16 protein-coding genes are annotated in these 21,609 nt (G+C 64.8%); 4 read left to right on the plus strand and 12 right to left on the minus strand.

Features of this window, described 5'->3' with window-relative positions; all coding sequences use genetic code 11:
• The first annotated feature begins 86 nt into the window (after positions 1-86).
• Positions 87-818 carry a hypothetical protein gene (locus tag QZY44_RS19985; RefSeq protein ID WP_295450685.1) on the plus strand — a complete coding sequence of 244 codons (732 nt, stop codon included), beginning with the start codon at positions 87-89 and terminating at the stop codon, positions 816-818.
• Between the two features lie 37 nt (positions 819-855).
• Here the strand turns inward: QZY44_RS19985 and tsaE are convergent, their stop codons facing one another.
• The 6 genes from tsaE to glgX form a co-directional block, all read right to left on the minus strand.
• Positions 856-1,314, minus strand: coding sequence for a tRNA (adenosine(37)-N6)-threonylcarbamoyltransferase complex ATPase subunit type 1 TsaE (gene tsaE / locus QZY44_RS19990; protein WP_295450706.1), 459 nt, complete (start codon positions 1,312-1,314; stop codon positions 856-858).
• Positions 1,314-2,849 carry an NAD(P)H-hydrate dehydratase gene (locus QZY44_RS19995; protein WP_295450709.1) on the minus strand — a complete coding sequence of 512 codons (1,536 nt, stop codon included), beginning with the start codon at positions 2,847-2,849 and terminating at the stop codon, positions 1,314-1,316. Before QZY44_RS19995 ends, tsaE begins: the two co-directional genes overlap by 1 nt.
• Before the next feature lie 272 nt (positions 2,850-3,121).
• Complete coding sequence (locus tag QZY44_RS20000) at positions 3,122-4,588, minus strand: glycogen synthase (RefSeq protein WP_295450712.1); 1,467 nt, start codon at positions 4,586-4,588, stop codon at positions 3,122-3,124.
• Positions 4,589-4,641: 53 nt separating this feature from the next.
• On the minus strand, positions 4,642-5,811 hold the full coding sequence (locus QZY44_RS20005; RefSeq protein ID WP_295450715.1) for a hypothetical protein: 1,170 nt from the start codon (positions 5,809-5,811) through the stop codon (positions 4,642-4,644).
• 45 nt (positions 5,812-5,856) lie between these two features.
• Positions 5,857-7,179, minus strand: coding sequence for a glycoside hydrolase family 57 (locus tag QZY44_RS20010; RefSeq protein ID WP_295450718.1), 1,323 nt, complete (start codon positions 7,177-7,179; stop codon positions 5,857-5,859).
• 100 nt (positions 7,180-7,279) lie between these two features.
• Positions 7,280-9,403, minus strand: coding sequence for a glycogen debranching protein GlgX (gene glgX / locus QZY44_RS20015; protein WP_295450721.1), 2,124 nt, complete (start codon positions 9,401-9,403; stop codon positions 7,280-7,282).
• 285 nt (positions 9,404-9,688) lie between these two features.
• Here glgX and QZY44_RS20020 point away from each other — a divergent pair, with 285 nt between their 5' ends.
• The gene (locus tag QZY44_RS20020; protein WP_295450725.1) at positions 9,689-10,021 is read left to right on the plus strand and encodes a hypothetical protein; all 333 of its coding nucleotides are present in this window, start codon (positions 9,689-9,691) and stop codon (positions 10,019-10,021) included.
• A 43-nt stretch (positions 10,022-10,064) separates the two neighbouring features.
• Here QZY44_RS20020 and QZY44_RS20025 read toward each other — a convergent pair whose 3' ends face one another.
• The 6 genes from QZY44_RS20025 to QZY44_RS20050 form a co-directional block, all read right to left on the minus strand.
• On the minus strand, positions 10,065-10,427 hold the full coding sequence (locus tag QZY44_RS20025) for a DUF433 domain-containing protein (RefSeq protein WP_295450734.1): 363 nt from the start codon (positions 10,425-10,427) through the stop codon (positions 10,065-10,067).
• A gap of 551 nt (positions 10,428-10,978) precedes the next feature.
• Positions 10,979-12,508: a sensor domain-containing diguanylate cyclase gene (locus QZY44_RS20030; RefSeq protein WP_295450737.1), complete on the minus strand. Its 1,530-nt coding sequence runs from the start codon at positions 12,506-12,508 to the stop codon at positions 10,979-10,981.
• 267 nt (positions 12,509-12,775) lie between these two features.
• Positions 12,776-13,915, minus strand: coding sequence for an MFS transporter (locus QZY44_RS20035; protein WP_295450770.1), 1,140 nt, complete (start codon positions 13,913-13,915; stop codon positions 12,776-12,778).
• A 35-nt stretch (positions 13,916-13,950) separates the two neighbouring features.
• The gene (gene aroC / locus QZY44_RS20040) at positions 13,951-15,054 is read right to left on the minus strand and encodes a chorismate synthase (protein WP_295450740.1); all 1,104 of its coding nucleotides are present in this window, start codon (positions 15,052-15,054) and stop codon (positions 13,951-13,953) included.
• A 10-nt stretch (positions 15,055-15,064) separates the two neighbouring features.
• Positions 15,065-16,372, minus strand: coding sequence for a TolC family outer membrane protein (locus QZY44_RS20045; protein WP_295450746.1), 1,308 nt, complete (start codon positions 16,370-16,372; stop codon positions 15,065-15,067).
• A gap of 260 nt (positions 16,373-16,632) precedes the next feature.
• Positions 16,633-17,118, minus strand: coding sequence for a MarR family transcriptional regulator (locus QZY44_RS20050; protein ID WP_295450751.1), 486 nt, complete (start codon positions 17,116-17,118; stop codon positions 16,633-16,635).
• Positions 17,119-17,234: 116 nt separating this feature from the next.
• On the opposite strand from QZY44_RS20050, the gene QZY44_RS20055 reads away from it, so the two are divergent.
• Together QZY44_RS20055 and QZY44_RS20060 are read left to right on the plus strand one after the other, a co-directional pair.
• Positions 17,235-18,422, plus strand: coding sequence for an efflux RND transporter periplasmic adaptor subunit (locus QZY44_RS20055; RefSeq protein WP_295450753.1), 1,188 nt, complete (start codon positions 17,235-17,237; stop codon positions 18,420-18,422).
• A 22-nt stretch (positions 18,423-18,444) separates the two neighbouring features.
• Positions 18,445-21,597, plus strand: a complete 3,153-nt coding sequence (locus QZY44_RS20060; protein ID WP_295450755.1) for an efflux RND transporter permease subunit — start codon at positions 18,445-18,447, stop codon at positions 21,595-21,597.
• Positions 21,598-21,609 lie beyond the last annotated feature (12 nt).

The following is a 21,609-nucleotide window of genomic DNA, read 5'->3' on the forward strand; positions in this document are numbered from 1 at the left end:
TTATGCCCAGATAGTAACGTTGCATGGTTCTCTCCGCATCGCCGCGGATAAACACAAGCACTTATTTTCGCTAAGAGGTTTAGCTGATGGACCGCCAACATCTTCGATTCGTTGCTCACATAGATATCCTGGGAATGTCTGCCATCATGGAGCACGACGCAGAGGAAGCATGGGGGATGCTGTCCGATCTCGTAGCCGCCAGAGATCACATAATGAACCTCGGAATGGTAAATCTTCACTCCAAGAAAGCAATCGCAGCTTCTCAAGTAATTCAATCCGCCACATTTTCAGACACAATTATTTTATTTACAAAGGGGGCATCCGATAGCGAGTTACGATATATGATAATACTGCTGGGCGAAATCTTTCATAAAGCGCTTTATCGATGTGTCCCGATACGGGCCGGCTTGTCTTGCGGGAAATTTTTCTTCAATACTGAGCTTTCGATGTATGCAGGCCCCGCACTTATCGAGGCGTATCGCATTGGCGAGGCAGCCCAGTGGATCGGCATTTCTCTGGCCGACTCGATCCAGCAACAGGCTAATAAGTTAGACATGAAAAGCGGCGCTAGCGACATCATTGTGAAATGGCCAGTGCCCGTAAAAAACACGGGCACTGAACAACGTTCCGTCATCAACTGGCCCGCCATTTTCGCTCACGACCTCAAAATCACTCCACCGATATCGGTCGCGCACTTTTACCAGGCGTTTGAACGCAGCTTTGGTCCGTTTTCCTCACTACCCGCAGAGGTGCAAGCAAAATACATAAACACCGTCAATTTCATGAACCAACAGTTGGCGTTGCATGCATCGGCATAACGAACTGAGAGTTAAGCTATAGTGCTGTGACCTCCCGTCATGATCGAGGGTTAAGAGCCTCGATCAATGCCTGTGACACCTCATTTTTTGGGATCAAGGTCAATTTCCGCCCCTCAACAATGTACGCGATTTCAATGATGAGGTCCGCCGCCGGCAGCAGACCGGCGCCGCGCTCGGGCCATTCGACCAGCCAGAGGGCCTCGTCACTCAAGAAGTCGCGCAGACCGAGATACTCCAGTTCTTCGGGGTCGGCGAGGCGATAGAGGTCGAGGTGATAGACCCGGCGGGGGCCGATTTCGTAGGGCTCGATCAGGGTGTAGGTGGGGCTGCGGGCGGGGCCCTGGTGGCCCAGGCCACGCAGGATGCCGCGGGCCAGGGTGGTCTTGCCGGTACCGAGATCCCCGCGCAGATAGATGACAACCTGGCTGGGCAGGACGGCGGCCAGACGAGCACCGAAGGCGGTTTGGGCGTCGGCGTCGGGGAGCAGGATGTCCATCACCGCGGCCCCACCGTAGCCTCACCATTGTCGACTCCATTGGAAATCGGACGCAGCGCGGCCAAGACATCGCCGGCGATCAGGCCGCGCTCCCCGTCGCGGGCCGCGCGATCCCCGGCCGCGGCGTGGAGACAGACGCCGAGGCAGGCGGCGGCCTGGGCGTCCAGTCCCAGAGCACCGCCTTGAGCCAACAGGGCCGCGATCACGCCGGTCAGCACGTCCCCGGCGCCGGCCGTGGCCATCCCGGGGTTGCCGTCGGTACAGAGCGCGGGCGTGCGCTCGGGGTCGCCCTGGACCAGGGTGCCGGCACCCTTCAGGACCACCACGCCGCCATAGCGCCGCTGGATCTCATGCACCGCCGCAAAGCGGTCCTGGCCGATCTGGGCCTTAGTGCATCCGAGCAGGCGGGCGGCCTCGCCCGGGTGGGGGGTCAGGACCCAGTCCGGATTCGGCGCGGGTGACTCGGACAGCAGGTTCAGCGCATCGGCATCGACCACCAGGGGCTTGCCGCACCCGCGCACCCGCTCCCAGAGCCGACGCGCCCAGGGGCCACGCCCCAAGCCCGGGCCGATGGCGATGACCGTGGCCCGCGCGATCAGCGCATCCAGTGACCCGGGGTCATCCACCGGGCTGACCATGAGTTCGGGCCGGGTGAGGTTAAGCTGCGCGGCATGATCCGGGTGGGTGGCCACCGTGACCAGCCCGGCCCCAGCGCGCAGCGCGGCCTCCCCGGCCAGGCGGGCGGCACCGGACATGCCGGGGGCACCGCCGATCACCAGGACCTGGCCGAAGTCCCCTTTATGGGCGGCACGCCGTCGCGGGGTGAGGCGGGCCGACTGCGCGATCCAGTCGATCCGCCGTGCAGACGCTACCACCCCGGCATAGACTGCCGCCGGGACCGCCAGTGAGTCGAAATAGACGGCGCCACTGACGTCCGGTGCGGCCCCGGTGAAGAGGCCCTGCTTGAGGCCGATGAAGGTGATGGTGGCATCGGCACGCACCGCGTCCCCGAGCACGGCGCCGGTGTCCGACGCCAGCCCGGAGGGGATGTCGATAGCCAGCACCGGGGCATGACTCGCGTTGACCGCGGCGATGGCCGCGGCCCAAGGACCAGTCACCGGCCGGTCGAGCCCGGTGCCGAACAACGCGTCGACGATAACGCCGGGGTGCTCGGGTACATCCACGAAGGGCTCAATCGGACCACCGGACGCGCGGTAGGCGGCGAGGGCCAGGGCGGCGTCGCCACCCACCCGAGCGGCATCGCCGATTTGCAGCACGCGCACCGCCAGACCATCCGCCCGCGCGAGACGGGCGATGACATAGCCGTCGCCGCCGTTGTTACCCAGGCCAGTGAGCACCGTCAACCGCGCTGCGTCGGGCCAACGGCTGCGCAACAAGTCATAGGCGGCGCGGCCGGCGCGGTTCATCAGTTCGATGCCGCTGATGGCGTGAACCGCGATGGCCGCACGGTCCAGGGCACGCGCTTGGTCGGCGCGATAGAGTTCATAGGGCAGAACGGGGATTGGGTGGGACATGGGATTCTGTTAGCGGTTGCAGCGGGTAACAAGGAATCAAACCGCGAGGTCGGAGCTGGTCTGAGAATAAGCGGACAGGATCAACAAGATTATCCAGGATTAACAGGATGAGAAAATGGCACATCCCGTCAATATTCAGTCACGCTAAGAATCCTGTAAATCCTGCGAAATCCTGTTAATCCTGTCCATTTGCCAGCCGCCGGCCTCGGGGCGCACAGCGCCCAACACCTGCGTGACACCGCTGGGGCGGTGTCACGAGCGTTTGGGCGGCATCAGCCACGCAGGTGATGATAGATATCGAGATACTGCTGTCCGGGCTTATTCCATGAGTTATCGGCACGCATGCCGTTTACCCGCAACTGACTGAAATACTCCGGAAAGCGGAACCACAGACCGATGGCGCGGCCCATCGCCGCCTCCATGGCGGCCTCGGTCAATTCATCAAACACGTAGCCGTTGCGCTCCTCGAATGGCTTGTCCGAATAATTGGCGTCGAACACCGTATCGGCCAGACCGCCAACCCGCCGCACGATGGGGACCATGCCGTATTTCATGGCGATCATCTGCGTCAGGCCGCAGGGCTCGTAAACGCTGGGGATCAGGATCATGTCGGCTCCGCCGTAGATCAGGTGCGCGAGCTCCTCGTCATAGCCGAGTTCCAGGTGACAATCGGGGCTTGACTCGAGTTCCCGCTTGATGCGCCAAAACTGGTCGTTCACTGCCGGTTCCGGGGCTGACCCCAGGAGCACGAACTGGCAACCACTCTCCAGGGCGAAATAGATGGCCCGGCGGATCAGATCCACGCCCTTCTGACGATCGAGCCGGCTGACCACCGCGAGGATCGGCTTGGCTGCGTCCTCAAGCCCCAGGCGCTCACGCAACGCCTTCTTGCTCAAGGCTTTTTGCGGCAGGGTGTCAGGGCCGTAAGTGGCCGGAAGATGGGTATCCGACTCCGGATTCCAGACCGTGTAGTCGATGCCGTTCAGGACCCCGCCGAATTTGCGGTCATACTGCTGAAGCAGACCCTGGAGCCCCATCCCCTGATCGGTATGTTCGATCTCCCAGGCGTAGCGGGGTGAGACGGTCGTGACGAAATTGGCGAACACAATCCCGCCCTTTATCAGATTCGCCGCCTGCGGATTACCCGGGTCGAGCAGCCGCTCCATGGTCATCAGCCGGTCCGGCTTCAGACCCACCTGGCGCAACACGGACTCATCCACCACGCCCTGGTGTCCCATATTGTGCAGGGTGTAGCAGGCGCGGGTGTGGGTCAGTCCCAGGCCCTGACAGACCTCATAGAGCAAGACCGGAACCAAGCCGGTCTGCCAGTCGTGGCAGTGAATCACGTCCGGGTGCCGGTCGGATTTCAGCATGAATTCGAGCACCGCCCGGCAAAAGAAGGCGAAGCGGTGGGGGTCGTCCGGCTCCCCGTAAATCTTACCGCGCCCGAAGAAATTCTCGCGGGCGTGCTCGACGATGAAATAGCACTTGAGTGCGTCGACCTCGCCATACTCGACGTCACAGCGAACCGATTGGTCATAATAGGGCACCCACAGGTCGCGATAGACCTGGGTCATGCCCTGGATGCACTCGAAGCGCAGGCAATCGTATTTGGGGAGAAAGACCTCGACCTGGTTACCGCGCAGCGACAACTCGCGCGCCAGCCCCTGGACGAAGTCCCCGAGGCCGCCGGCCTTCGCGATCGGTGCGCACTCGGCGCTGACCATGGCAATATACATCGTTTTCCTTTAGCGTCTGTGCGTCCTGGTATAGCCAATGCTTGGACTTTGGCTCACTGGTCCCGCGTCAGGGTCAATTCGGGCGGCGGATTGAGCGCCAGTGCCTGGCGCAGCAGCGCTGGGTCGTCCACCCGCACCACCAGTTGGAAACGGCCCCCGGGCCCGACCCGGAAGGGCTGACCGAACAGATCGATCAGACTGCCGGGCGCGGCCTGTCCAGTGATCCGCAGTTCGGCCTCGACCTGGAGACCCGCCACCGCGCTCGGGGGATGTCCATAGGCCAAGGGTGTGAGCGGGGAAAAGGTCACCGCGTCGGTCGGGACCGGGGACAGGACCGGGGACACCAAGCCCGGCCCCACGTCAGACTCCCCGGGCCGCGGCAGGCGCACCGGGCGCCCCTCCAGGGCGCACTGCGTGGAGCCCGCGTCGGCAGCGGGCAGGTCCCAGCGCCGGGCCAGGGCCGTCACCCCAACCTCGCCCAGTGGCAGCCGACCCACGGGCGTCGCTGCGCCCCAAGACGCTGCCGCACCATCGTCGACCCGGTCCATCCCCGTGATCGTCACCAGCGGGAAGACCGACACCAGCGACCCAGGGGACACTGCTACCAGCGCGGGCTCCGGGTCATCCACGGTGAGACCCGTGCCCGGTTGCGGTTGCGGTTGCGGTTGCGGGTGCGGGGCGGGCTCCAGACGCCTGAGATCGACCCCGACCGGGGACACGTTGTCCAGTTCATTGGAGCGAGCCAGCAACAACCAGCCCCCACCCCCATTGGTCAGGCCGAGTTCAGCGTGATAGCGTCCGTGATCCGCCGCCACCGGGAATGTGGTCTCCCCGGCACCCTCACGCACAACCGCCAACAGGCTGGCCTCGTCCACCCGCTCGGCGCCCCCGTCAGGACGCGCACGGCGCAGCCGCAGCACGGGGTGGCCGCCCCCGCTCGGGAAACTGCCACCGGCACGACGCAGGTCATCCGGCGCCAGACGCCAATGCGCGCGCAACGTGCCCGGACGGCTGCCGTAGAGTACAACACCGGTTCCTGGCTCCCGGCCGGGGAAATGCGGATGCAGCCCATCGGGCGCCGCTACGGTCGCTAGCAGCGGCGGCGCGGGGACCAGTTCGGCCGGTTGGGGCGCCACGTCCGGGTCGCGCGCCCCGCTCGGCGTCTTGGCTGCCGCAGTGACAGCCGCGGCAGCCCCCCGGGCAACGGGATCAATCGCCGGCACCGAGGTCGACCGCCTACCCGCGCGCTCAGGTCCGATCACCGGCGGTCAGCGCCCGACGCTTGCCGCCAGCGGCGACACGCCCGGACCGGGCTCAGTCTGGGGAATGGCGGCCGGTGTCGCGACCGCCGCGGCCGGGGCCGGCAGCGCGCCCGGTGGGGGCGCGACGCCACCGGGAGGGGGGACCGGCGCTGCCGCAACGGTGAGTGCCGCCTCTACCTCGTTCAGCTGCGCGGCGGCCGGGCCAGTACGCGCGTACAGATGGGGTAGCCAGGCCTCGCCCCAGAACAGGAAGCAACTGGTCTGCGCCTCCAGGATCAGGGTGCGGACGCGCTCCAGTGCAGGACTCACGCACTGCGCCGGCAGCCGCTCGCGCAGATCCCAATAGCGGGCGCTCAAGTCGCTGACCGCGGTCGCCGCCGCACGCTGGCGTTCACTACCCGCCCACTGGGAGCGGTCATAGCCCGAGGTGGAGCCGACGTTCCAGGCCCCGGTCTGCACCTGGGCCAGGGCGGCCGGCGGGTTGTCCGCCAGGTAGGCATTCAAGGAGACCGGCATAATCGGGTACGCGCCGCCACGCACCTGCTCCATGTAGGGCGCAAAGAAATAACCGAAAAACCCCGCCCCCTCGTGTGGCTGGCGGACCCAGGCCCCGTTCTCGCCATCGGACCAGGTGGTGACCAGTCGCGACTCGTGCGGACGCGCTGAGCCCCCGACCCGCCAGCGCACATCGTTCTGAAACCAGCTGACATCGAGACCGGTCTCCTGGGCCATGGAGACCTCGCGATCCCGCGGCACCACGGTGATGCAGACGCCCTCATGGCAGACCCGATAGGGGCGAAAGACGTCGGTGATGCCGTCCTCGGGGCGCACATGCACCCCGTCCACCACCAGATAGTCGTAACCGGCCTGGACCAGGGCCGGGATCATGTCCATGGTGAAGGCCATCTCGGGCGGCCAGAAGCCCCGCGGCGCGCGGCCAAAGGCGCGCAGCATGGCTGCGCGAGCGCGCGCCAACTGCTCGGGCCAGTCCGCTTGGGGGATGAGTGGAAAGATGGGGTGATAGTGACCCATACCGATCAGCTCGATGTTCTGCGCCCGGGCGTAGCGGTCGAGCATCTCGGGGATGTCCAGGATATGGCGGTAACGATCGACGATGTCAGGGTCGAGCAGTTGGTCCAACAGGACGCCGGAGAAGCCGATATGCAGATGGGCCGTGTCCGGATAGCGCTCCGCGTAGCGGACCGGGCGCTCGTAGCAGCGGATGATCTGCTCCGCCTCACCGGGGTTGGCCTCGATCAGTAACCGTAGATTTCCCGGCGGCTGGTGCATGTGCAGCCCAAGGGCATGAAAGATCGTGCTGCCTGTCATCGTCACCCTACCGCGCATCGGCCGACCCCGGGCGGGGCCGCGCTACCGGTGCCGATGATCGCACGGCCACTGCCCAGGCGCCAGACGGGGCGGGCGGTGCTCAAGGCGCAATGAGCGTGGCGCCGCCGGCAACCGGCCGCCCCTCCAGCACGACCACGCTGCGCGCGCCCACCCACAGCGCCCCAGGCGCGAGCGGGTGCTGGTCCGCCGGCCCGATGAGGTCCAGCGGCGCGGCGGCGCCGGTGTCCAGGGCGCAGTGCCAGACCTGTCCGGTGAGCGCCGGCAACTCGAATGGCGCCGCGGTGACCGCCATGTTCATAGCGATATAGAGCGGTTCTTCGGTGCGCGCCACCGGTGCCAGCGTCAGGGCCAGTACCTGGGCCGCCGGGTCCGCCCAAGGCGCCTCCCCGACCCGGGTTCCGTGCCAGGTCACGTCCGGCAGGTCCGCCCCCGGGCGGGGCTGGCCGGCCAGGAAGCGCCGCCGCCGCAGGCTCGGGTGGCGTTTGCGCAGTGCAATCAGACCGCGCACGAAGCGCAAGTGCTCGCGATTGGTCTCCAACAGCGACCAGTCGAACCAGCCGAGTGCATTGTTCTGGCACCAGACATTGTTGTTGCCCGACTGGGCGCGGAGGACTTCATCGCCGGCCAATAACATCGGGATACCCTGGCTCAGGAACAGGAGCGCGAGCAGGTTCTTGGCCTGGCGGCGACGCAGGGCCAGCACCTGCGTGTCAGTGGTGTCGCCCTCCACCCCGCAGTTCCAGCTCAGGTTATCGTCGGTGCCGTCGCGGTTACCCTCGTGATTGGCCAGGTTGTGCTTGCCATTGTAGGAGACCAGGTCCCAGAGGGTGAAGCCGTCATGACAGGTGACGAAGTTGATACTGTTGATGGGTTGGCGCAGATCGCCCCCGTAGAGGTCGCTGCTGCCGGCGAGCCGCGTGGCCAACTCCGGGATCAGGCCGGGGTCGCCGCGCACGAAGCGCCGGATGCTGTCGCGGTAGCGTCCGTTCCACTCCATCCAGCGGTAGCCGGGAAAGGAGCCGACCTGATAGAGACCGGCCGCGTCCCAGGCCTCGGCGATGATCTTCGCGGCCGCCAGGGTATCGGAGAGTTCGATTCCCCACAGCACCGGCGGGTGTTCCATCGGCTGTCCATGCCCATCGCGCGCCATCGCGCTGGCCAGGTCGAAGCGGAAGCCGTCGACATGCATCTCGCGCACCCAATACTCCAGGCAATCCAGGATGTAGCGGGCGACGAAGGGGTGATTGGCGTTGACGGTGTTGCCGCAGCCGGTATAGTCCAGATACATGGACTTGTCGAGCTGATCCAAGCAGTAGAAGGTCTCGTTGCCGAACCCCTTAAATGACAGGGTTGGACCGCGGCCATTGCCCTCGCAGGTATGGTTGAAGACGACGTCCAGGATGACCCCGATCCCGGCCTTGTGCAGCGCGCGCACCAGGTCGCGGAACTCCCGGCGGTGGCTGCCCAGTTCCGGCGTCACACAATAGCCCGGGTGCGGCGAGAAAAAGCCGTAGCTGCTATAGCCCCAGAAATTCCTTAAACCCGCCGCCCCCACACCCGGGGGCACGTCCTGCTCGTCGAAGGCCATGAGCGGCATCAGCTCCACATGGCTGATGCCCAGCCCCTTGAGATAGGGGACCTTCTCGATGAGCCCCGCAAAGGTCCCGGGGTGGCGCACGGCGGCGGACGGGTGGCGGGTAAAGCCCCCGACATGCAGTTCGTAGATGATCATCTGCTCGGAGGACACCCGCAGGGTGGTGTCCCCACACCAGTCATAGTCATCGGCGAGCACCACGGCGCGCGGTGAATCGTGGGGTCTGACACCATCGGCAGCGCGGCGCGCGCGATCCCAGGCGCACGGATTGACCGCACGCGCCCAGGGGTCGAGGAGCTCGATGCTGGGGTCGAAACGCCAGCCGTGGCCGCGCGGGTCATTGGGGCCGTCCATGCGCCAGGTGTAATGGGTGCCGGGCGGCAGGTCCACCACCAGCAGGTGCCAGGAGAAGAAGCTGTGGTTGACCTCCGGGTCCAGGCGGATGACCTGGAAGGGCTCAGCACTGTCGGCCGCGGCGTAGAGCAGCAACTCGGCGCCCACCGCGTGGCGGCTGTAGACCGAAAAATTGATCCCGTGCTCCTCCAGGGTGGCGCCCGGCGGATAGCGGCGACCCGGCAGTGTGCGATAAGGACCGTGAGACTCTGGCATAGACCTGACCTGCATGCTTGGGACCGCTGGAGATGCGGAAATGCCGGGACGCACAGGTCTTAAGAAGGCGCGCAGAACACAATCCAGTCGCAGACCGTTGCCGGGTGCGCCGCAGGGGGCCGCGGCACACGCGCTGTGAAAACGTCCAAGCAATTGTAATGTTTTGTAAACTTCGCTCCGTCGTCCGCGGGACGGCGCAGCACAATCTTGATCATAACACGCACCCGCGACGGGTGATGCGATCGGTGGGGGCGGTAGACGCGCGCCTGGGAGCGCCGACCGTCCGTGGGCCTGACCGCGGGCGGTTCAGGGCTTCGGGTTGGTCGCACCCTACTTGGTTTTCGTGAAGGACCAGCGGCGCTTCACGCCGTCACCGAAAAGCTGTCGGTGATCTGGGGCGCCACCCGACGACAGTATGGTTTGGCGTCCGCAACTGGTTGTGCTCAGCACAACAATGGCAACCCTGCGCTCTGCCAGATTCTGCTGATAGCGGAGGTTTTGATCGGTGGTGACCAAGACATCAAAGCCATGATGCTCTGCCTGCTGCAACAGTTCTCCGTTCGTCAGGTTGCTCCAGCCCAACTCGTACGCGGTGGAAACCTGATGATCGGCAGATGATTGCGTAGCGGTGCAGGTGTGCCTTGATCGAAAAGTACGCGCACTACGCCGCCTCTAACGTACGCGCAGCGTGCTCCAGCACGGCACGCGCCTGCTGGACTGTGACCCCAGGAAACCACGCAACGAAATCAGACAATTGCGCCCCGTCCTCAAGGTTTTCAAACAGGGCGGAGACCGGTACGCGCGTACCACGGAAAACCCACGCGCCACTAACCTTTTGCGGGTCGCGCTCGACGGCAGGACATGAGGACCAATCGTTCATGGTGTAATGCTGAACCTCCCACTTTGCGTTGCGCCCGACGGTTACGCCGCGCCGGCAAAGTTCGGCTGCGACGGCGTATTCTCCTGACAAGCCAATTGTTTCCGTCTCAATAGACATATTCACCCTGAAGGTCAGGTGTTCCAACACGCCGACCGATTTGCATAAGTCGACCCCGACACGATGCGCCCCTTTCCCGTACCAGGAAACGATCACCCAAACGGCATACGGGAGATCTTAAGTCCGGTTTTCTGGCAAATGTAAGGGGTTTGTTTGCATCTCAATATCGCCGCCCGAGGTCCACCCACCGCCACACCGCCCAGAGCCCGATGAGCGCACAGACCGCCCCCACGCCGAAGGCGGCGAAGGGACCCGGCGTCACCCAGAGGACCCCGCCGATCAGACTGCCCGCCGCCCGCCCAGAAATGAATGAGCAAGCGGTGCATCACCAGGGACACCAGCACCTCCGACACCACCCCAAAGACCCACAGTTCCTTAGGGTCCGCTGTGCGGACCAACGACTTCGCGGCTAGCTCGGTGGCCGGAAGCATGACCGAGGCCGCCGTTCGGAACACCGATCGGTCTGATCACTGATGGGCATGATTGCTTTTGCTTTGTCTTAACCGATCCCCGAAATTCCAAATCCGGTTTTGGGGTGGTCCCGGTCCACCTGCCAAAGGCAGCCCCCGACAAGCCTGTTATGGACTGAGGGTCACGACACGGTTGCGTCCTGCTTCTTTCGCCTGGTAGAGCGCCTGATCCGCCTGCTCGAGGAGCGCATCCAGCGACATGGACTCACCCGCCAGGCCCGCGATCCCGACACTGATGGTCAGCGACACCGGCTGGCCTTTCAAGTCAACCGGTTGCGCGGTCAACGCCAAGCGGACCCGCTCCATGATCCCCTGCACCTGCGCTGGCGTCGCTTCCGGGAACAGCACCAGAAACTCATCGCCGCCAAATCGCGCCAGCACGTCAATGTCGCGGATATGTTCCTGGCAGATGCGGGTCACGGCGATCAGGGCCTGATCGCCGACGGTATGTCCATGGGTATCGTTGATGGACTTAAAATGATCAAGATCCATGATCGAGAGGCCCAGCGGGTGGTCAAGCCGAATGGCCCGTTTGATTTCGCTGGTCGCCAGTTCGATGAACCGCCGCCGGTTGACGACGCCGGTCAGCCCGTCCATGGCGGCTTGTTGCTGCAACTGTTCCTCGAGACGTTTGCGTTCGGTGATATCCTCCAACAGGGCCACAACATAGTGTACCGATCGATCGGGGTGACGCACACACTGTAGGGCGAGTTCGGTAAAGACCGTGTGACCGTCTTTACAGATAAAGCGCTTCTCCAGATTGTAGCGCTCGATCTCGCCCGCCATGACGCGCTCAAACTGTGCCAGATCGACGGCCAAATCATCGGGATGCGTGAGATCCGTCCAGGTCATCGACAGCAATTCGTCTTTGGTGTAGCCCAGCAGGTCGCACAGCTTCGCATTGACATCCAGCCAGCCTTTGTCCGGCGAGGTGATGGTAATACCGATCAGCGGCAGCTCAAAGTAACTGCGGAAGCGCGCCTCACTGGCGCGAAGTTCATGATCGGCCCTTTCCCTGGCCAGCAGCAGGATACCGAAACCGCCGGCCAGCAGCATATAATAGACTGCCACGTGGAGCACCTGATGCACCAGCGACGAGGTGAAGATCGTCGGGTTCTCGGATGGCAGTGAGGCCCATAACATGCGGCCGGCAAAGACCGCAGCTATCGCCAGGTAACTCCACCCAAGATAGCTGGCCAACGCCGAGCGCGTACCCTGCTGTTTCAGAAACGCCCATCCAGGTAAGGCGAAAAAGATCGTGTCTACCACGGACGCCGCGATGATCCGCTGGGTCACCGACAAAAAGGGGAAAGCGGCCGCCATCAGGATGATGACTGCAAGGCACGAGAGGTGCAGTGTGCGGCTGACGGGGCGTCCAGTGATGCGAAAAATCGCCCAACATTCATAGGCAAAGCCCCCCAACAAGCAACTGTTGGCCACCGCCATGCTCCAAAAATCCGGGATTGAGCCCCGTCCGCAGAGCAGTAGCGAGCCGATGCCTTGCATAATCTTGGCCGCGGCCCAGTACGGAATCCGCTGCGACGGCCCCTGCCCGCGCTGATACAGTATGAGCAGAAACCCAAAAATAAGCTGGCCGAATCCGAGAAACAGAATAGCCGTCTGGGTGTCGATGATCATTGCAGTGAACAGGGGCTCAATTGACTAGGCGCAATTAACTCTTTTTTGGTCTTTCCTGGTCAGACCCAATTGAACCGGGCCCCATTTCTGCCGTTTCTGTTCCCGAAAACGATCAAATATGCGGCATGATCGCGATTGTAGACCCCGTTTCTTGGCAAATGCAAAGGTTTCTTGTGCATCAGTATGGCGACCGGTTTGTCGCTGTCAGGCGTCACCGGGGCTTGAGCCAGGCGCCAGCCGCACATTGGGCACAAGACTCCATGACGATCAATATCGCCGCCCGAGATCCACCCAGCGCCAAACCGCCCAGAGTCCCAGCAGCGCGGCAAACGCCCCCACACCGAAGGCGGCCAAGGGGCCCGGCGTCACCCAGAGGACCCCGCCGATCAGGCTCCCCGCCGCCCCGCCGGCACCAAAGCTCAGGCTGTTATAGAGGGCCTGGCCCCGCCCCTGGGTGCGACCGGGAAAATAATGGTGGATCAGATGGATTGCGGCGACATGGAAGGTGCCGAAGCTGGCCGCGTGCAGACTCTGCGCGACGATCTGGATCGGCAAGGACGCAACAAAGGCGCCGATCAGCAGCCAGCGCAGCGCCCCCAGACCCAGGCTCCAGAGCAGCACCCGCCGCGCCCCGAAATGGATGAGCAGCCGGTGCATCACCAGGAACACCAACACCTCCGCCACTACCCCGAAGACCCACAGCCCTCCCACCAACCCGGTCGAATAGCCGGCCTCCTTGAGGTGGATGGAATAGAAGGCGTAATAGATGCCGTGCCCCAACTGCATGAGAAAGCAGGCGCCGAGCAGCGCGATGACCTCGGGGCGCCGCAGCAGTCCGCGCAGCGTCGGGGCCGGACCCGCCGCCTGGACCGGTGGGCTGTCGGGGACCAGCAGGGTGCTGAGCCAGTTCGCCAGATAGAGGGTCAGGACCCACACCGGTACGATCGCCAGCGGCGCACTCTCCAGATGCAACCCCAGGGTCCCCACCACCAGGATGAAGCCCACCGATCCCCAGACCCGCACACGGGCATAGTGCGCCGGCCGCGACCCCAGGTGATTGAAGGTCACCGCCTCCACCAGCGGTAGCGAGGCGTTCCAGAAGAAGCTGAAGAGCGTCATCGCCGCCGCCATGGTCCAGAAGCCGTCGGCGACAAAGACAGTACCGAAGACCAGCACGGTGCCCAGGGCGGCGAGGCGCACCAGTGGCATGCGCCGGCCGGTGCGGTCCACCCAGTGCCCCCACAGCAGCGGTGCGACGATCTTGGTCGCCCCCAGGATCGCCATCAACTGGCCGACGGCCAGTGCGTCGAACCCGCGGGATTGGAGATACAGGCCCCAATAGGGGACCAGGGCACCGAGGGCAGCGAAATAGAAGAGGTAGCAGGCCGAGAGCCGCCAATAGGGCAGCGTCGCCCGGGGGCCGACGGCCAATGCGCCGCGGTTCAGCGGGGCGCCGCGGCCGGGATCGGCGGGGTCGGTGGGATCACATCGCCGTTCTGGGCGCGCTGGCGCAGCCAATGGTCCAGCAGGACGATCGCCACCATCGCCTCGGCGATGGGGGTGGCACGGATGCCGACACAGGGGTCATGGCGGCCGGTGGTGACGACCTGCGTCGCCTGGCCATGCGTGTCGATGGTGCGCCCCGGCAGCCGCAGGCTGGAGGTGGGCTTGAGCGCGATACGGGCGCGGATGTCCTGCCCAGTGGAGATCCCGCCCAGGATACCCCCCGCGTGGTTGGACAGGAAACCCGCCGGGGTCAGTTCGTCGCGGTGCTCGGTCCCCTTCTGCTCGATGCAGTCAAAACCGGCCCCGATCTCTACCCCCTTGACCGCGTTGATACTCATCAGCGCGTGCGCCAGGTCCGCGTCCAACCGGTCGAAAATGGGCTCGCCGATCCCGGCCGGCATGCCGCTGGCGATCACGGTCACGGCCGCGCCGATGGAGTTACCCTCCTTGCGCAGGTCGTCCATGTAGGCCTCCAGCTCGGGCACCGTCTGCGCACAGGGGCAGAAAAAGGGGTTGCGCTCCACCTCCGCCCAGTCGAAGCCGCGGGGGCGGATCGGGCCGAGCTGCGAGAGGTAACCGCGCACTAGGACACCGCAGCGCTCGAACAGGTATTTCTTGGCGATGGCCCCGGCGGCCACCCGCACCGCGGTCTCGCGCGCCGAGGAGCGCCCGCCGCCGCGGTAGTCGCGCCGGCCATACTTTTGGTCGTAGGTGTAGTCCGCGTGGCCGGGACGGTAACGGTCGGCGATCTCCGAATAGTCCTTGGAGCGCTGGTCCTCGTTGCGGATCAGCAGCCCAATGGGCGCGCCGGTGGTCTCGCCCTCGAAGACACCGGAGAGAATCTCCACCTGGTCGGATTCGCGCCGCTGGGTGGTATGGCGCGACTTACCGGGCTTGCGCCGGTCCAGATCGCGCTGCAGGTCCGCCGCGCACAGCGCTAGCCCCGGCGGGCAGCCGTCAACGATCCCGCCGATCGCCGGGCCGTGACTTTCACCGAACCCGGTGACCACGAAGAGCTTGCCGAAGCTGTTACCAGACATTTTGAGCGTCCTAATAGGCCGGCGGCATCACCTTATCGGCTGGGTTCAGCCAGGCGTTACCCTTGCCCAGAACGTCACGGTTCAGGGTGCTCGTGGCCTGATGGAGCTTGACCCCATTGATAATATAGGTGTAACGGGAGGCGAGATAGTCGAACTCGGCCTGGAACAGGCTGCGTTGGGCGTTGAGCACGTCCACCTGGGTACGGGTGCCGACCTCCAGACCCGCCTGAGTGGATTCGAGCGAGGAGCGCGCCGATTTCACGGCCGCCTGGCGGGCCTTCACATCCTCAATGCTGGAGTTGATGCCGCGGAACGCATCCTTGACCTGCTGGTCCACCTTGCGGCGGGTTGCATCCAGTTGGTCCTGGGCGGCCCGAAAGTTGTACCCCGCCTGACGGGTACGGGAGGCCACCGCCCCGCCCTGATAGATCGGCACCGTCAGGGTCAGGGCAATGGTGCCGGTATCCGAGTCAGTGTTGTATATGGCCCCAGAGCGGACACTGCCAACGCTCGCCTGGAGCCCGACCGTGGGATAGTACCCGGACTTCTGGATCTCGATGTTGGTCTTGGCGGAGGCCGCCGCGTCGACGGCGGCGATGATCGAGAAATTGTTGCGCTGGGCACTGTCGGCCCAGGTTGTGATCTGGTTGGGCTGCGGCGGACTCAGCGGCAGCTTGTCGCCAAGCCGGGCCAGGGGCAGATGGATGGGTCCCACGATCACCCGCAAGGCCTCCCAGGCATTGTCCAAGGTGGTCTTGGCGAGGATCAGACCGGCCTTGGATTTGTCGGAGGCCGCCTGGCTGTCATTGACGTCGGTGATGGCCACCAGCCCCACCTCGAACCGCTGCTTGGACTGTTCCAACTGGCGCTCGTCCGCCCGCACCAGGGCCTCCTGCACGGTGACCGCGTCGGACGCCTTCAGCACGTCGAAGTAGGCCTGCGTGGTGCGCACCATCAGATCGATTTCGGCGCTGCGAAACTGCGCCTCGGCCTGGGCGATCACGGTCTCGGACTGCTTGAGCGTCATCCAGTTGGCGCGGTTGTAGACCGACTGAGTCACCACCGCCTTGCCGCTCTGGGTACTGTAATTATCCCTAATGTTCATAGTCCCGAATTGGGTCGTCGAACTACTCTTAAGATTAGTGTAGTCGACGGTCCCCTGCAGTCCGACATTAGGCAGCATGGGGGCGATGGCCTGGGGCCGGGTCTCCATGGTGGCAAAGAGCTTTTGCTCCGCCTCGCGCAGCGTTGGATCGCTCTGCACCGCCAGGTCGTAGATCTGGATCAGGTCGTCGGCGCGCCCCGCACACGGGATCATGAGGGCGGGCGCAACCACAAGGGTGGCGATCAGAGAAGGGCGCAGTTTCCGCATCACAAGAGTCCTGGTACAGGGGGCGGCGGGGTCCGTCGACCGTTAAGCCGGGCAGTATAGGCGACGCGCGCGACCGGGCTCAATGTCAATGGACATGGCGTCCCAGTCGCAACTGAGACCGGCAAGGCAACTCGACGAACCATAGGGATGCCTCTTGCAACGCGACAAACTGTCTCGCGAGATAGATATTATCACCGGAGCGTCTTTCAGGCATCCACGAGTTTGCGCAGGATCGCCGTTGCCTGCTCGATCTCCGCATCGCTCAGCGCGGCACTGACCCACGCGTCGGTGATGGTGACCACCTCGCCGATGGCGGCCGCGACGATAGGCTGCGCCGCCGCCGTCAGCTGCACGGGCTTGACCCGCCGATCGGCGCTATCGGTCAGGCGCTCGACCAGCCCCTTGGCCTCCAGTTGCTGCAGAATCTTGGCCAGGCCCCCGGAGGTGATAAACACGGATCGCTGGAGCACCGAGGGGGTCAGTACCCAGGGCGGGGGCGAGCGGCGTAGCGTCGCGAGCACGTCCAACTCCGCCGGGCTGAGCCCATAGCGGGCGCTCAGGGCCTCGGCGCTCTTCATGTGCTTGTCGCGCGCACGGTGGAGCGCCACGACAAACGGCATCACTCGGGCATCGAAGGTCTCCGGCCAATACATACGGTGCATGGCAACAACGTCGCGCGGATCATCCGGCATGCAGGCAGCTCCTTGGGCTAACGACTGGGCAATTCCGGAATTATGTTGCCTGGAAGCCAATTTGGCAATAGTATCTGTCTTGCGAGATAGTTTTTCGCGCTGCACGAGAGAGTCCCATGTTGCGTCGCCTTGCCTTGCCGGTCTCGATCATGACCGCAATCCTGTTGTTGGCCGGATGCGGCCGGCCCGCCCCCTCCCCTGCCGGCGGCCCACCCGGGGCGCCGCCGCAGGTCGGGATCGTCACGGTCGCGCCGCGCGCGGCCACCCTGACCACCGAACTGGCCGGGCGCACCTCGCCCTACCGGATCGCCGAGGTACGCCCGCAGGTCGGCGGCATCATCCAGGAACGCAGCTTCCAGGAGGGTGCCGCGATCACCGTCAACCAGGTGCTCTATCGCATTGACCCGGCGCTCTATCAGGCCGCGTACGACAGCGCCAAGGCCACCCTGAGCCGCTCGCGGGCCACGCTGGATCGGGCCCGCATCAAGGCGGAGCGCTACACCAATCTCGTCAAGTCCAAGTCGGTCAGCCAGGAGGATTACGACGACACCGAGGCCGCACTCAAACAGGCCATAGCCAGTGTGGCGGTCGATGAGGCGGCCGTGGAGACCGCCCGCATCAACCTGGAATTCACCCGGGTCACCTCCCCCATCGCCGGGCGCATCGGCCGCTCGATGGTCACTCAAGGGGCGCTGGTGACGGCCAATCAGGCGATGGCGCTCGCCACCGTCCAGCAGCTCGACCCGATCTATGTGGACCTCACCCAATCCAACAGCCAGCTGCTGCAATTGCGGCGCGCCCTGGAAGACGGCCGCCTGCAACGCCCGGACGGCAAGCAGGCCAAGGTGACCCTGACGCTGGAGGACGGCAGCACCTTTAACCAGATCGGCCGCCTGGAATTCTCCGAGGTGACGGTGGACCGCGGCACCGGCGCGGTGACCCTGCGCGCCTCCTTTGCGAATCCGGACCATGTCCTGTTGCCGGGGATGTTTGTCCGCGCCCGGGTGGAGGAAGGGGTGCGCCCCGACGCGATCCTGGTCCCCCAGCAGGCCGTGAGCCGCAACCGGCTTGGCCAGCCGACCGCCCTGGTGCTGACCGCGGACGACCGCGTGGAGAGCCGGGCCCTCACCGTCGACCGCGCGCAAGGCAACCTGTGGCTGATCGACAGCGGTTTGAATCCCGGTGATCGGCTCATCGCGGAAGGGACCCAGAAGGTCAAGCCCGGGGACAAGGCAAACGCCGTGGCCATAGACCTGAGCGCCCAACCCGGACCCGCCGCCCCGGCGACCGCAAAAAAACCCTGAGCCAGCCGGAGCACACGCCACCATGGGCCGCTTTTTCATCGATCGCCCGGTCTTCGCCTGGGTCATCGCCCTCGTCATCATGCTGGCGGGGGTCCTGTCGATCCTGAGCCTGCCGGTTTCCCAGTATCCGAGCATCGCCCCTCCCGCCATCGCCATCACGGCGACCTATCCCGGGGCTTCGGCCCAGACGCTGGAGGACTCGGTGACCCAGGTCATCGAACAGCAGATGAACGGACTCGACGGCCTGCGCTATATGTCATCCACCAGCGAATCCAACGGGGTGGCGAGCATCACGCTGACGTTCAATAACGGGACCAATCCCGATACCGCCCAGATGCAGGTCCAGAACAAACTGCAACTGGCCACGGCACTGTTACCGGCCGAGGTGCGCCAGCAGGGCCTCCAGGTGGCCAAGTCGGTGCGTAACTTTCTGATGGTGGTGGCATTCGTGTCCAAGGACGGGCGCCTGACGAACGGCGATCTCGGCGACTATGTGTCCAGCCTGGTCAAGGACCCCATCAGTCGCGTCGCCGGCGTGGGCGAAATGACCCTGTTCGGCTCCCAGTACGCCATGCGCATCTGGTTGGACCCGAACCGACTCAACCAGTTCGGGCTCACACCGGCCGACGTGGCGGCGTCCATCAAGGCGGAAAACGCCCAGATCTCCGCGGGCCAACTCGGCGCCATCCCCGCCGTGCCGGGTCAGCAGATCAATGCCACCGTCAATGTCCAGAGCCGGCTGGCCAGCCCGGATGCCTTCGGCGCCATCCGGCTGCGCACGCAAGCCGACGGCGCCACCGTCTACCTGCGCGACGTGGCGCGCGTGGAGCTTGGCAGCGAGCAATACGAGGTCATCGGACGCCACAACGGCAAGCCCGACGTGGGACTCGCGATTCGTCTGGCCACCGGGGCCAATGCACTGGAGACCGCGACGGCCGTTAAGAAAAAGATCGCGGAACTCTCGGCCTTTTTCCCGGCCGGGATGGAGGCCGTCTTCCCCTACGACACCACGCCCTTTGTGCGTATCTCCATCGGCGAGGTGATCAAGACCCTGGGCGAGGCGGTGGTCCTGGTCTTCCTGGTCATGTATCTGTTCCTGCAAAACTTCCGCGCCACCCTGATCCCGACAATCGCGGTACCGGTGGTATTGCTCGGCACCTTCGGCGTGCTGGCGGCCTTCGGCTACTCCATCAATACACTCACCCTGTTCGCGATGGTGCTCGCCATCGGTCTGCTGGTGGATGACGCGATCGTGGTGGTCGAGAACGTCGAGCGGGTGATGCACGAGGACGGCCTGCCGCCCAAGGAGGCCACCCGCCGCTCCATGGATCAGATTACCAGCGCACTGATCGGCATCGCGCTGGTGCTGTCCGCGGTCTTCGTCCCGATGGCCTTTTTCGGCGGTTCCACCGGCGTGATCTACCGCCAGTTCTCGGTCACCATCGTCTCCGCCATGCTGCTCTCGGTCACGGTCGCGCTGATCCTGACGCCGGCGCTCACCGCGACCCTCCTGCGCTCCACCGATCACGTGCGCGAACGCGGCTTCTTCGGCTGGTTCAATCGCACCTTCGCGCGCAGCGTCGAGCTCTATGGGAAGGGTGTCGGCGGCATGTTGAAACGGCGCCGGCTGTTCTTGGCGGTCTATGCCTTGCTGGTGGTGGCGCTGGGCGTGCTCTATGTGCGGATGCCGACCGCCTTCCTGCCGGACGAGGACCAGGGCATCCTGATCAACTCGGTCATGCTGCCCACCGGGGCGACCCGCGAGCGCACCCTGGAGGTGCTGAAACAGATCGAGCGTCATTACCTTGAAACCGAGTCCGAGGCGGTGCAGGAACTCATCACGGTCGCCGGCTTCAGCTTTGCCGGACGCGGACAGAACATGGCCATCGGCTTCGTACGACTGAAGGATTGGGACCAGCGCAAGCGCCCTGACCTGCAAGTCAAGGCCATCGCCGGACGGGCCATGAAGGCCTTCTCAGGGATCCGCGATGCCCAGGTCTTTGCCTTCCCGCCGCCGGCGGTCATCGAGCTGGGTACCGGCTCGGGCTGGGACCTGCAGCTTCAGGATCGCGGCAACCTGGGTCATGACGCACTGATGGCCGCGCGCGGTCAGTTGCTCGGCATGGCCGCCGGCAATCCCGCGCTGATGGCCGTGCGACCCAATGGCCGCGCGGACGAACCCCAGTATCAGGTCGAGGTGGACCGCACCAAGGCTGGTGCACTGGGCCTGTCGCTGGCCGCGATCAACAGCGCCTTGTCGATCGCCTGGGGCAGTGCCTATGTCGACGACTTCGTCCATGAGGGGCGGGTCAAGAAGGTCTATATGCAGGCCGATGCCCCGAACCGCATGGTGCCGGAAGACCTCAACGCCTGGTATGTGAAGAACGACCAGGGCAACATGGTGCCCTTCTCCGCCTTTGCGAACACCCGCTGGGTCTATGGTTCGCCGCGCCTGGAGCGTTATAACGGCCTGCCATCGGCGGAGATCATGGGGCAGGCCGCGCCCGGCATCAGCTCCGGCGCCGCCATGGCCATCGTCGAGGGTCTGGTCGCCAAGCTGCCCGCCGGGATCGGCATGGAGTGGACCGGCCTGTCATTCGAGGAACGCGCCGCCGGTGCCCAGGCCCCGGCACTCTATGCCCTGTCCGCACTGGCGGTCTTCCTGGCCCTGGCCGCCCTCTATGAGAGTTGGTCGGTGCCCTTCTCGGTCATGCTGGTGGTGCCCCTGGGGGTGCTGGGCGCGGTGGTCGCGGCCCTGAGTCTCGGGCTGCCCAGTGACATCTATTTCCAGGTCGGGCTGCTCGCCACCATCGGGCTGGCGGCAAAAAATGCCATCCTGATCGTCGAGTTCGCCAAGACCCTCCAGGAACAGGGGCAGGATGCCATCGGCGCGGCACTGGCAGCGGCGCGGATGCGGTTGCGCCCGATCGTGATGACCTCACTGGCCTTCGGCCTGGGCGTGCTGCCGCTCGCTCTGAGCAGCGGCGCCGGATCGGGTGGCCAGAACGCGATCGGCACCGGCGTGATCGGCGGGGTGATCGCCGGTACCTCGCTGGGGGTCTTGTTCGTGCCGCTGTTCTTTGTGCTGGTGCGGGGTCGGAAGCGGCAGCCGGTACCTGACGAGGTCAGCGCCGTGCAATCGTTCGAGGTCGTTCATCAGCCACACCGGCCTTGATCATTATCCCGG

The organism is uncultured Thiodictyon sp. (assembly GCA_903837595.1).
GTDB lineage: Bacteria > Pseudomonadota > Gammaproteobacteria > Chromatiales > Chromatiaceae > Thiodictyon.